Origin of the sequence: Paenibacillus sp. TAF43_2 (genome assembly GCF_052113545.1) — a bacterium.
GTDB lineage: Bacteria > Bacillota > Bacilli > Paenibacillales > Paenibacillaceae > Pristimantibacillus.
Window position 1 is genome coordinate 1 of the sequence record NZ_JBFRDK010000197.1, and the last position, 10,952, is coordinate 10,952.

The following is a 10,952-nucleotide window of genomic DNA, read 5'->3' on the forward strand; positions in this document are numbered from 1 at the left end:
GGACACAACATGGAAGTTTTTGAACAATATTTAGCAACTATCGTTAACCCGCAGCATCGGGAACGAACAGAAGAGGTTTTGACTTGGGTAACTAAGAAATTTCCGAATTTAATGCCAAAAATCGCCTGGAAGCAGCCTATGTTTACCGATCACGACACTTATATTATTGGCTTTAGCGTAGCCAAACAACATATGGCTGTTGCTCCTGAAAAAGCAGGCATTAATCGTYTTTCTGAGGAGATTGTGCAAGCAGGTTATGACAACACCAAGGAGTTGATACGTATCCCGTGGGCTAGTCCGGTCGATTTCTTATTACTTGAGAAAATAATCGAATTTAATATTTTGGATAAGGCAGACTGTTCGACCTTTTGGCGATAATATAAATATTATACCCAATTGAATTAATTCGTTATTCAAGAACATAAGGGCGTAGGCACAGATGTGCTTATGTCCTTATTCTTGTTTCAACTGGATTATTGAAGGAACAAATGAGGACATTCTGGCATTATTTCAACAGGCTGCCATTACCTCAACATCAATCATGATTCCTTGTCCAGCGGCTAAAAAAGCTGTAAACAATGGWGATTTTCAGACTATCGAGTACGCAGGAATTCATCTGACATTATCAAGTCCAGAGCATCAAGGATATAAGCCTGTGTATCTTGAGAATCCACTGCACAGCCTGGTTACTTCAGACAATGAATTTTTTACGGATATCGCATACTTGGAGTCCCATGCAGATCTCGATGAGGTTAGGCTTGAATTACAAGCTCAAATTAAATATGCAATTTCTCAAGGGGTAGAACCTACTCATCTTGATAGTCATGCAGGGAGTATCTTTGGTTTATGCACCGGACGTGATTTCTTAGAGATTGCATTGGATTTGTGTCAAGAGTTTCAACTCCCCTTTAATTTGCCTAAAAGAATATTAATGCAACCGTTTTTAAATGAAGAGCAATGGGAGACGTTTTCGGAGTGAAGACGCAATTTATAACTATGGTCGAAACATAAAGCCTGGTATCACTCAGGTAACAGTTCATCCCTCTATAATTACTGAAGAATTGATACGATTAACAAGCTGTTGCTTGGAAAGGGAAATTGAATTTCGCTAACTCTGTGATTTAGATATTTTGCAGCTTTTCAAACAGGAAAACATCAAACTCATTTCATGGAAAGACATCCGTGACCTACAAAACTGCAACTAACGGGGAGAGATCGTTCTGAAGGATATGAATAAATTAATCGATATCCACCATAATATTCAAGTACACAGACCATCGATTGGAGGATAAAACATGCTTGATAACCTTGAGAGTAATTATAATTGTGCAAATGCGGGAGATGATCTGCATCAACTCAAGCAGGAGCTCGAATCGCTTCGTAAACAGCAAGGAGAAGACAAAGAATCACAAGAAACGATCAATCGACTTGAAAATCAAATCTCGTTCATATTAAACAAATGTGATATTAATCATTAGTCTGAATTTGAATAAACGATGAATCCCCTTCTTTACCCGAATGAGGGGTGAAGTAGGGGATTCATTTTTTCAAGCGCGTAATCAATATGCTCTTAAACAACGGCTGTTTAGGACTTTATGTTCTCGTCCGATGCCCCGATTATAAGTTCCTTTTGAAGTAACCGCGATTGACCACGGCTAGCATGTCATTCGCGGATATCGATTTCCCGGGACGCGTTGCATTATTGGCCTTTAACCCACTCATCCCGCTCCATGAAGATGACTCGAGCCTTCCCGCGGCGTTCTTCGAGTGGGAAATTGAAAATACGGATCATGAACCGATTGTTTATACGTTATGTCTCTCGGCTGGCAACCCCATTCCGACGGAAAGGGAACAGACACGTACAGCATTGAAATCGTTAGAGATTTAAACCTCGTAGTAGAGCGTCCTTATGGATAATGGGATTAAAAGGGCTATGGCTCTTTGTACACTCCCATCGTACTGAGGCGCTTTTTTTTTATGCAAAGCTGATCATTAATGCTCTAAAGGAATTCTAGCTGGTAATGATACATGAATGAACAGGGGCTTCCGTATGGTAGCCCTTCGTTGAACGAATTGACATGTTAGCTAAATACATATGGTTCAATTTAAGGTATAATGTGGTACAAAATAACTTTGTCGTCTTTTCAATCTTAGTTAGAGTATTGGAGGGGAGCAGTTATCAATAAGAAAAGTTGGATTGCCTTATCATTTATCTGTGTACTCTTAGGACTGTCAGCTTGGTTGACTGATATTTTATTTGAGCATATGTACAAATTGTGGTTGCTCACCTTTCTAATAAATCCTATAGGATTTTTATTTGGGCTGCTTGGAAGAAGTAAATGGGGAATGATCTCCAATGCACTAATGACCATCAGTGTTTTTATTTTTATGTTTATTGGATACTTAATTGCTGCCCTTTTTGGAGGACAGCCGTGAAATTAAAGTGATCAATTTGAACCGATTGATTTTTAAAAAGGGAGGTATTGTATGAGGAGGAAGCATTTCATTTTCTTTATTTTGATCACTTCATTATTATTTCCAGGCAATTTATCAGCAACTTCATGGGCAAATGAATTTGTTGTTTGGCATGGTTATGTTTATGTAATAAGTGATGAGTATGTAACAGATATACATAAAAAGATTGGGCATGTCACTGTATATTCAGATATGGAAACCTATACTGGCAATTACTCTAACTCATATAAGAAGGGGACTAAGTATTATTCAATCAAAGGTATTAGTACAGATGAAGCGATCGCAGTTCAACAAAAAGATGGGAAGTTTATAAAAGCAAACCGAGATGGTAAATTCAAAGGAGAGAATACTGATTACTCAGGTTTAGTGAGAAATGTGATCATTATTTCACTATTAGCCATTTTGGTGATTTTTCTCGTTAGAAACAGATATAAGAAGCGGATTTAACTCGTATAGGCGCTCTAGTATGTAGATTGTAGAAGTCAAATACGGGATTATAAAGGAAAGAAACGCAAATGCCAACCAGATGTTCTTGGTTGGCATTTGTTTTTCTACGAGCACATTACAGAAAATAGAGCTGCTTTTGGGACGGAAAAGCAGCATTTACAACCTCAGGAACTTATGATAAATTGAAAGTAGTTTCACATTATGAAATCGTGTTTCATACAATGAAACAGAATACTCATTTTATAAAAGGAGGAGCAGCAATGGGAGAATCAATAAAAGATCAAGTACAGAAGCAATTTGGAAAAAATGCTGCAAAATATGTAACAAGCAGCCGCCATGCCAAAGGCGAAGATTTGGCTTTTCTTGTTTCGTCATCCCAAGCCAACAAGGAGATGGAGGTACTTGACGTTGCAACAGGAGGCGGGCATGTGGCCAATGCGCTTGCACCGCTGGTCCGTCATGTGATTGCTTATGATCTGACAGAACAGATGTTAGAGAAGGCTTCGAAATTTATTCATGGTAATGGACATTCCAACGTCGACTTCGTACAGGGGGACGCCGAGCTGCTTCCATTTGCCGATGCTTCCTTTGACTTGGTAGCTTGCCGTATTGCAGCGCATCATTTTCCAAATGTGCCTGCTTTCGCTTCAGAAGCATTCCGCGTCATTAAGCCGGGCGGCAAGCTGCTTCTAATTGACAATGTTGCTCCTGAGAATGAAACGTTTGATGAATTTTACAATCAGGTTGAAAAGCAAAGGGACCCTAGCCATGTTCGTGCTTGGAAAAAGTCTGAATGGATTAACCTGCTGGAGAATAGCGGATTTCGCCTTGAAATAATGGTTTGTTTCCCCAAAACGTTTAAATTCCAGGAATGGTGTGAACGGTCCGATCTTCCAGAAACGGAGCAGGCTTTACTTGAGACAAAAATGCTGCAAACCCCGCAGGAGATGAAAGATTTTTTCTCGATTCAAACTGAAGAATCTGGCAGACTTTCCTCCTTCAATGGCGAATCCGTATATATTCAAGCGGTCCGTTCATAAATATTTCTTATGTAAACACCCCCATTTAATTAGAAAAGGGCCGCTCTCAAGTCAAGTAGTTTTAACTACGATTTGAGGCAGCCTTTTTATTTGAACGGTGTTTGAACGCACATACGCTATGAAAGCTATTATTACTGCATGTTTGCTGAATAAACATCTTTCCAGCGTTTGTTCGTTAAAATTTCAGCATCTTTGCCCATAAAGGCGGACATTGCCTGTGAATCATCCATTAACTGATATCTCATCCATGCGGTCAGATATCCTCTATGTTGACCGCCATCTTGCTCAATCGCCGTATGTGCCGCCCCTTTTGCCATCGCCATCATTGCCGGAATATGTGGATTTGCCTTACTAATCTCTACTTTGTTGGAGGATGAAGGGGAGATAATAAAATCACGCGTTCCACTCATCACAAAAAAAGGTACCTTTAAAGCGGATGTGTCATAAACATCCTCTGGATCACAATATTTCAGCTTCGGGAGCGCAATTGAGACAACCGTCTTGATGAGATCGCCATGTTCAAAGTTGGTGTGCGCGTTAATTACACCTGTGGAGCCTTGAGAATGGCCTGCAGCGCCTATTTGATCTTTTTGAATTCGTTGAAAGAACGGGCTGCCGGGCATATCGTTTTGTGCTAACATATAATCAATTGACGCAACAATTTCTTTTCCCGTCCCAGTTGTTGTGCTAAAAGTATCAATAACTACAAATCCCCAACTAGCTAAATGGTTAAAAAGCTCATCGTATTGCTCAGGCAGCGCTCCTGTTCCGTTGCCCCAAGCAATGAGAGGATGCATCGAACCTTGTGATTTTGGGGAGTAGACTTTATACAGCTTTTCACCATGTTCGTCTAAGATCTCGCGCGTCTCTACATCGTATTCTCCATATGACGCATATTTCTCTTCCACGCTGCCTATCTCAAAAGCAGCAGAAACGGAGTTCACCAGCAGAAAGGACACTGTAGAGAAAGCTAAAATCATAATTAAAACAATGCCGGTCGTCCATAATAGCCATTTGCTTCTGAGAACTCTCTTAATTTGCGGCATACAATCTCCTCTCGCTATGACTAACGTGTACGTTATCCGAAATGTCAGGGTATAATGCCGGATGATCATGATGATGAGCCTTATTCGTTTTCATAGTTGTTTAGTAGTTTTATTATACTCTATGCTTATCGGCAATGTTAATTTTCACATTAAACGGTTCGCAGTTCATATTAAGCTAGGGAGGAGGAACTAGAATGCTTTGCGATTTAAAAGGTGAAGCGAATATGACACCTATTGTGGGAATGTTATTTTCCGCTGTAAAAGAGAATAACCAACGGTTGCAATTTATTACTGGCGGCATGTCACAAGAAGAATTAGATTTTAAGGGACCTGATCACAATTTTAATAGTACTGCTCAGTTAATCAAACACATCATGTATGTTGATCTAAATTGGGTTTATAGATTAAAGGGACAACCACTTCCTCAGTCATTAAAGGAATTATATGGCCCCATGATAGATGAAAATAATAGACTTCCGATGGTCAAAGGGATACCTTTGAACACACTAATGACCAAATATGATGATGTATTAAAAATGTTAAATGATTCATGTGCACAATTAACAGATGCTGATTTAGACAAAGTTGTTGCTTTTGGACATGAAAATGAAAAGCATGCAACGATACGTTGGGGCTTATGGCATATGGCTGACCATAGCCGCTATCATCAAGCTCATATTAATTTGCTTAGAAAGTGGTATGGTGACGATTCGCTGTCTAAATAAGAGGAGAAGCACAGCTATCATTATTTGTGCGCTGTAAAGATAAAGAAGAGCAAACGCTGCTGCAGCGCTTGCTCTTCTTATTGATGTAGCCTTACATTGCATTAATCAATTTTATCAAGAGATCGGTTTTTGGCGATATCCAAAACAAAATCCCCTAAATCATCATAACTCATTTGATTTAATTTCTCTTTGAGAGCTTCCGAAATCGTCTCTTTTTCAAATATTCCTTTAATAATATCAATGACCAATTCAACCCTAGCCTGATGCCTTTCCTTCGTATCCATGCGCATTCCTATATTCTCCTGTTCTCGATAGGCGTTCTTCAATATCGGCTAAACCTAAAGTGTAAACTGATGACTGCCTATTTTCTTAGTGGCTGTACGCGTCTTGAACCAAGCTGAATTGGTAATTATCGGATTAAAGAAGAACAACGCATTGCCAGTGGGATCATTCCCTTTTACAGCAGCTTTAGCGGCTTTGAATGCCGTTTGGTTCGGAATAAGCCAGTACTGTCCGTCCTTTACGGCAGAGAACGCATTGGGCTCCATAATGACTTCTTTTACTGTGTTGGGGAATTTTGAAGACTGAAGTCGATTCATGACAACTGCCCCAACCGCCACTTGGCCTTTATACTCTTCTCCTCTAGCCTCGGCATAGATGACACGTGCGAGCATGGAAAGTTCTTTTTTGTTGACCGACAATTTTTTGAGCTTCGCCCATGTTTTTGGACCTACAACGCCGTCACCCTGGAGACCGTTCTTTTTTTGAAAGGATTGAACCGCAGTGCGGGTAGCCTTTCCAAAACTGTTATCGATGGGCAAATTGTAATGACCCATTGTTTGAAGCCGAAACTGCAGATCTGTAATGTCCTGTCCCTTGCTGCCAAGTTTCAACACGGATGATGCCTCAACTTTGTGATTTGATACGGCTGCGGTAACTAGTACGAGTAGGACAAAAAGAGTCAAAAATCTGTTCATGATGAATAAATCCCTCCTGATGCGAATGATAGGTAATGATTGGATGGCATTGAGCGTTTATTCTAGCACAGCATGAATAGGATAATCTTGTTAAGATTTTCTCATTTACATGCCCCCCTGAAATCAATAAAACGCGACGAAACCTTATAAAAGCAATACATAAGGAGTGAATAACGATGGTGAATAATTACAAACGCTTCATTCAAAATCAATTCGAAAAAGCGAAGTCTACCGCTTCCGAGCTTATTTCTTCAAGAAGTGAAGAAGAAGAAAAAGCTATTATAGAACTCAATCCACAACATTATGTTGAGCTGAAAGCAATCGCCGATAAGCAGCATACGACCGTGCAAGCGATTATTGATGGCATCATAGTCCAATACTTGGCAAGCGCTCCATACGAAATAGCCCCCATCACAATGGGCCAGAAGGAAGATAACCCGCTTTTGTATTTGGATGGTATTTGCAAATTAGAGGAATAAGGAGTGCTGACAGTTGGATAACCACTTAAATGTACAAGATACAATATTTTTGGATGAAACAGCTTTTGCTGCATTGATGAACCCAGAGGACCCTCATTATGTGAAAGCTCGTTCCTTGTTTTTGGATTTGCATGATCTTGAACGTAATTATGTAACGACCAACTCAATTTTATTTGATCTTCACGAATGGCTTCGCAATGAATACAGCTATCAGCAGGCGGAATATTTTCTAAATGCAATTGATAAGGCTGTCAGTAAAGGCAAGCTCGCGGTCATCTCCAGCGGCCCTGAATTTGAGGGGGAATCGCGCAGATTGCTTATCGACAGGCCTGAGCTCCGATTCTCTCTCAGCGAAGCATTAACCGCTGTGACTATGTCCTATTATCAGGTAAAACGTATCTTTACTTTCAATCACAATTACATGATGCTAGCCAATTTGGATAAGGATATACGGATCATTCCGTCCAAATAATAAGCATTTAAATAAATACAGCCATATTGGCATGCATCGTATTAGACTTTTTTAGTATTGATGCAGACGCCAAAAAGCAGCTCTTCCTCGTTAGAGGAGGGGCTGCTTTTGTTCTTTCTAATGTGAATTAAGTAGAGCTGCGAACGACCAAATGTGTAGGTAAAATAACCTTCTTCGGCAGCAGGCTATTCCCATTCATTCGTTCTAATAATAAGTCAACGGCGACCATCCCAATTTCCTCGGTCGGCACATCAATGGTTGATAGAGGAGGATTGGAGTATTTGGATACTTCAATGTTGGATAGGCCGATAACAGCGACTTCGTCAGGGACAGAGATCCCGTTGTTATATAAGCTGTTAAGGGTTGCCATAGCCATCAAATCACTGGCTGCAAAGAAGGCGGTAGGCAAGTTGTTTGTTTGGCATAGATGATTGACTTTATCGATACAGACAACCTCATCCCACATGCAATCAATAAGCCATTCGGGATTAACACTCATTCCAGCAGCATGCATGGTGGAATAGTACCCTTGATAGCGCCGGCTCTCTTTTAAGTTGCTTTTTAAGCCGCTTCCACCTATATAGCCAATATTCGTATGTCCTTTTTCAATAAGATGGCTCACGGCTAAAGAAGCAACATTGTAATGGTCATAACCTACATTATCAATATCCCAGCGTTCTGTATCGATGCCAACAATATGAGGTACCTGCTTGCGAACATATTCATATGTTTCGCTATTTAAGGATTCCATTAGGATAAGACCTGTAATCGATTCACTAAACGTGTTAAACAATATCTTCTTATCATCTAATTCAGGACCTGTTCGAATAAAGGCAATATTATAACCTGATTGAAGCAATCTCTTTTCTACACCGGATAATATAGACATGAAATACGGATCGTTATACTTGTTTTTTGTCACACTTAAAACGCACCCTATTTTGACTTGAGCTTTGTTTGCCGAATGATCCTTCGTTGCTGCTTGATGCTTGGGGCTATCAGTAATTTTATAGTTAAGCTGTGTAACGGCCTGCCAGACTCTATCTCGTGTTTCATCTGTGATTTTATACTTCGTATCATGATTTAAAACTCTAGATACGGTAGCCGTGGACACATTCGCTAATTTAGCAACATCCCTAATCGTACTCATAGCTATGCATAGTCTCCTTTTGAAAATGCTAATGATCGTTATGTTACGTTGTGATTCATCATTAGCGCTTTTATGTTTTGTTGCGTGAAAATTACGTTCATACCGATTTATCTGTATGTATGCCTACTAAACTATATAGTAACATACGAATGATGCGTAGTCTCACATTAAATTTTATTTGAGAACAATGTAATTTCCTCTTGCAGGATTGGTTAGAAATGTTATAATTGCACCATAAGATTACTAAACAAACCTCGTATATAACGTAACACACAACGTAACAAAAAAGCAAATGTTGTTTATTTAAAGAGAATACCTAGTGAGGAGATGATGAGACATGAATAAAGCGATGACCGTGTACCCGGTAATCGTGGATAGCTTACTAAGCAATCCTGGCATTGGTTTTATTTCAGCACCTGGTTTAATGGATGACATCGGTGATGTGTTTGACAATAGAGGGGAAAAGAAAGAGAAATATAAATTTACGCAAGACAGCAGGACATACAATCATCCGGACAGCAAAGTCTATTTCTGCAGTGCTCGCTGGAGGGATATAGAAATTGCAAAAGGTGTTTTCAGGTGGGAAGTGCTTGAGGAAAAGCTGGAGTATGCCAAATCCATGGGATGTACTGCGGTGGTACGTTGTTCGCCATATGCACTAAGTGAAGAAGATGATATACCGGAATGGTTTCGAGCGGAAAGTCCGGAGGAGCCCGATTTTCCTTTTTGGAGAGTAGATCCTGAGACAACGAGGTATGTGGAGTATTGGTCTGATTTTATAAAAGCTTTTGCAAAGAAGTATGACGGGCATCCCGTTATAAGCTCTATTGATTTGACAATTGTAGGAGCATGGGGGGAAGGCGGGGGCACGGAGTTTTTAGAGCCAGAGGCCATTCAATGTATTACAGATGCTTATTTGGATGGTTTTAAAATAACACCTTTGCAAGCGCTTTTACATGATCCGCTTTCAATGAAGATCATAACGGATCGCAAAGCCAAAGTAGGCTTTCGTGTCGATTGTCTCGGCGATATGGGCGGTTTTCATGGCAAACGATGGTCTCATATGACCGATTTCTACCCTCAGAATATACAGAACTTTAAAATGGAAAATGCTTGGGAGAAAGCTCCGATTTTATTTGAAGCATGCTGGCATRTGAATGACTGGTATATTCAGGGCTGGGATATTGATTACATTATTCAAGAAACGCTCAAATGGCATATCTCTTCCTTCAACAACAAAGGGACAATCGTACCGGAGCCTTGGAAAGATCATGTGAAGCAGTGGTTAAACAAGATGGGCTACCGCTTTGAATTAAGAAAGTTCACTTATGATGCTGAAGTTGAGGCAGGCGGGAATCTAGATGTTGCTGCTTTGTGGGCTAATGTCGGGGTTGCACCAATTTATAATCGCTATCCGCTTGTTTTGAAGCTAACAAGCAATAAACAGACTTATACACTTTATAGCAGAGAAGATATAAGAGAATGGCTGCCGGATGAAGATATTGCTTGGGAAGAGAGTTTCTCGATTCCGAACGATGTGCCAGCAGGAGAGTATCGTTTAGAAATTGGCATAGAAACAGGTGTTCAAGAGATTGGAAATGTTAAGCTGGCGATTGAAGGTAATAAGGAAGGCTATTATGAGATGGGAAAACTTTTAATAAAAGGGGATCAGTAACGAATGTCGATACGGTTGGATTTTAAAACGGCTGCTGCGTACTGCAATTTTGATTATCTTCCAGAAGGTTTAGAAGACAAATATAAAAGCTACGAACCGAGTAACAAGACTATACTCATTCCACGTAAGTTTTTAAATGATATTTTTGAGCAATATCAACTTCCCGAGCATACCAAACAGTGGCTGGTTGACGGAATTGAAGCGATAGAAAAGGATGAAATATTATTTCTATTCACGGCCTTTTTAGTAGATGACATGTGCTCATTGCGCAATCGCTGTGATGAAGACTTTTATACGAATATGACTCCGGGATGTATGAAGCAATACGGTGATTTATATTCCTTTCTTTTGCTGCTTGCTTGTGTTGTCCCTTCTATGGAAATGGTGGAAAAGCGTGGAATTCCTAAACCATATTTCGAGAATATCCCTCATCAGCCGCTTAAAGCTCAGTTGGAAAAATTAGTGG

The 10,952-nt window shown here is 40.0% G+C and carries 14 protein-coding genes and 1 pseudogene; 11 read left to right on the plus strand and 4 right to left on the minus strand.

All coding sequences use genetic code 11. From position 1 onward, the window contains the following. Nucleotides 1-9 precede the first annotated feature (9 nt). The 6 genes from AB4Z17_RS28255 to AB4Z17_RS28280 all read left to right on the plus strand — a co-directional run bounded on the left by AB4Z17_RS28255 (nt 10) and on the right by AB4Z17_RS28280 (nt 3,962). The gene (locus AB4Z17_RS28255; protein WP_441963534.1) at nt 10-378 is read left to right on the plus strand and encodes an iron chaperone; all 369 of its coding nucleotides are present in this window, start codon (nt 10-12) and stop codon (nt 376-378) included. 61 nt (nt 379-439) lie between these two features. Then, a complete protein-coding gene (locus tag AB4Z17_RS28260; protein ID WP_441963517.1) occupies nt 440-979 on the plus strand; it encodes a ChbG/HpnK family deacetylase in 540 nt (179 codons plus the stop codon). Nucleotides 980-1,295: 316 nt separating this feature from the next. Then, nucleotides 1,296-1,478: a DUF2524 domain-containing protein gene (locus AB4Z17_RS28265; protein ID WP_441912353.1), complete on the plus strand. Its 183-nt coding sequence runs from the start codon at nt 1,296-1,298 to the stop codon at nt 1,476-1,478. Between the two features lie 182 nt (nt 1,479-1,660). Continuing rightward, complete coding sequence (locus AB4Z17_RS28270; RefSeq protein WP_441963519.1) at nt 1,661-1,888, plus strand: GH116 family glycosyl-hydrolase; 228 nt, start codon at nt 1,661-1,663, stop codon at nt 1,886-1,888. A gap of 599 nt (nt 1,889-2,487) precedes the next feature. Next, a complete protein-coding gene (locus AB4Z17_RS28275) occupies nt 2,488-2,922 on the plus strand; it encodes a hypothetical protein (protein ID WP_441912351.1) in 435 nt (144 codons plus the stop codon). A 260-nt stretch (nt 2,923-3,182) separates the two neighbouring features. Then, entirely contained in the window at nt 3,183-3,962 is a 780-nt protein-coding gene (locus AB4Z17_RS28280) for a class I SAM-dependent methyltransferase (RefSeq protein ID WP_441963521.1), read from the plus strand. A gap of 131 nt (nt 3,963-4,093) precedes the next feature. On the opposite strand, the gene AB4Z17_RS28285 is transcribed toward AB4Z17_RS28280, so the two are convergent. Beyond that, nucleotides 4,094-5,008 carry a poly(ethylene terephthalate) hydrolase family protein gene (locus AB4Z17_RS28285; protein WP_441963523.1) on the minus strand — a complete coding sequence of 305 codons (915 nt, stop codon included), beginning with the start codon at nt 5,006-5,008 and terminating at the stop codon, nt 4,094-4,096. A 194-nt stretch (nt 5,009-5,202) separates the two neighbouring features. Between AB4Z17_RS28285 and AB4Z17_RS28290 the strand changes: the two genes are divergently transcribed. Further along, nucleotides 5,203-5,733, plus strand: coding sequence for a DinB family protein (locus tag AB4Z17_RS28290; protein WP_441963525.1), 531 nt, complete (start codon nt 5,203-5,205; stop codon nt 5,731-5,733). Nucleotides 5,734-5,834: 101 nt separating this feature from the next. Here AB4Z17_RS28290 and AB4Z17_RS28295 read toward each other — a convergent pair whose 3' ends face one another. Next, nucleotides 5,835-6,023: a hypothetical protein gene (locus AB4Z17_RS28295; RefSeq protein ID WP_430058443.1), complete on the minus strand. Its 189-nt coding sequence runs from the start codon at nt 6,021-6,023 to the stop codon at nt 5,835-5,837. A gap of 48 nt (nt 6,024-6,071) precedes the next feature. Beyond that, complete coding sequence (locus tag AB4Z17_RS28300; protein ID WP_441963526.1) at nt 6,072-6,710, minus strand: cell wall hydrolase; 639 nt, start codon at nt 6,708-6,710, stop codon at nt 6,072-6,074. Nucleotides 6,711-6,886: 176 nt separating this feature from the next. Between AB4Z17_RS28300 and AB4Z17_RS28305 the strand changes: the two genes are divergently transcribed. Next, nucleotides 6,887-7,189, plus strand: a complete 303-nt coding sequence (locus AB4Z17_RS28305; RefSeq protein ID WP_441963528.1) for a hypothetical protein — start codon at nt 6,887-6,889, stop codon at nt 7,187-7,189. 13 nt (nt 7,190-7,202) lie between these two features. Further along, nucleotides 7,203-7,661, plus strand: a complete 459-nt coding sequence (locus tag AB4Z17_RS28310; RefSeq protein ID WP_441963530.1) for a type II toxin-antitoxin system VapC family toxin — start codon at nt 7,203-7,205, stop codon at nt 7,659-7,661. Between the two features lie 127 nt (nt 7,662-7,788). Here AB4Z17_RS28310 and AB4Z17_RS28315 read toward each other — a convergent pair whose 3' ends face one another. Next, entirely contained in the window at nt 7,789-8,811 is a 1,023-nt protein-coding gene (locus AB4Z17_RS28315; RefSeq protein WP_441912344.1) for a LacI family DNA-binding transcriptional regulator, read from the minus strand. 337 nt (nt 8,812-9,148) lie between these two features. Here AB4Z17_RS28315 and AB4Z17_RS28320 point away from each other — a divergent pair, with 337 nt between their 5' ends. Together AB4Z17_RS28320 and AB4Z17_RS28325 are read left to right on the plus strand one after the other, a co-directional pair. Beyond that, a complete protein-coding gene (locus tag AB4Z17_RS28320; RefSeq protein WP_441963532.1) occupies nt 9,149-10,486 on the plus strand; it encodes a DUF4832 domain-containing protein in 1,338 nt (445 codons plus the stop codon). A 15-nt stretch (nt 10,487-10,501) separates the two neighbouring features. Next, a pseudogene (locus AB4Z17_RS28325) lies at nt 10,502-10,952 on the plus strand (acyltransferase domain-containing protein); the annotation flags it as partial.

Coding starts and splice junctions, on each gene's coding strand:
- AB4Z17_RS28265 (WP_441912353.1), top strand. CDS start 1,296: ATGCTTGATAACCTTGAGAGTAATTATAATTGTGCAAATGCGGGAGAT.
- AB4Z17_RS28270 (WP_441963519.1), top strand. CDS start 1,661: ATGTCATTCGCGGATATCGATTTCCCGGGACGCGTTGCATTATTGGCC.
- AB4Z17_RS28275 (WP_441912351.1), top strand. CDS start 2,488: ATGAGGAGGAAGCATTTCATTTTCTTTATTTTGATCACTTCATTATTA.
- AB4Z17_RS28280 (WP_441963521.1), top strand. CDS start 3,183: ATGGGAGAATCAATAAAAGATCAAGTACAGAAGCAATTTGGAAAAAAT.
- AB4Z17_RS28285 (WP_441963523.1), bottom strand. CDS start 5,008: ATGCCGCAAATTAAGAGAGTTCTCAGAAGCAAATGGCTATTATGGACG.
- AB4Z17_RS28290 (WP_441963525.1), top strand. CDS start 5,203: ATGCTTTGCGATTTAAAAGGTGAAGCGAATATGACACCTATTGTGGGA.
- AB4Z17_RS28295 (WP_430058443.1), bottom strand. CDS start 6,023: ATGCGCATGGATACGAAGGAAAGGCATCAGGCTAGGGTTGAATTGGTC.
- AB4Z17_RS28300 (WP_441963526.1), bottom strand. CDS start 6,710: ATGAACAGATTTTTGACTCTTTTTGTCCTACTCGTACTAGTTACCGCA.
- AB4Z17_RS28305 (WP_441963528.1), top strand. CDS start 6,887: ATGGTGAATAATTACAAACGCTTCATTCAAAATCAATTCGAAAAAGCG.
- AB4Z17_RS28315 (WP_441912344.1), bottom strand. CDS start 8,811: ATGAGTACGATTAGGGATGTTGCTAAATTAGCGAATGTGTCCACGGCT.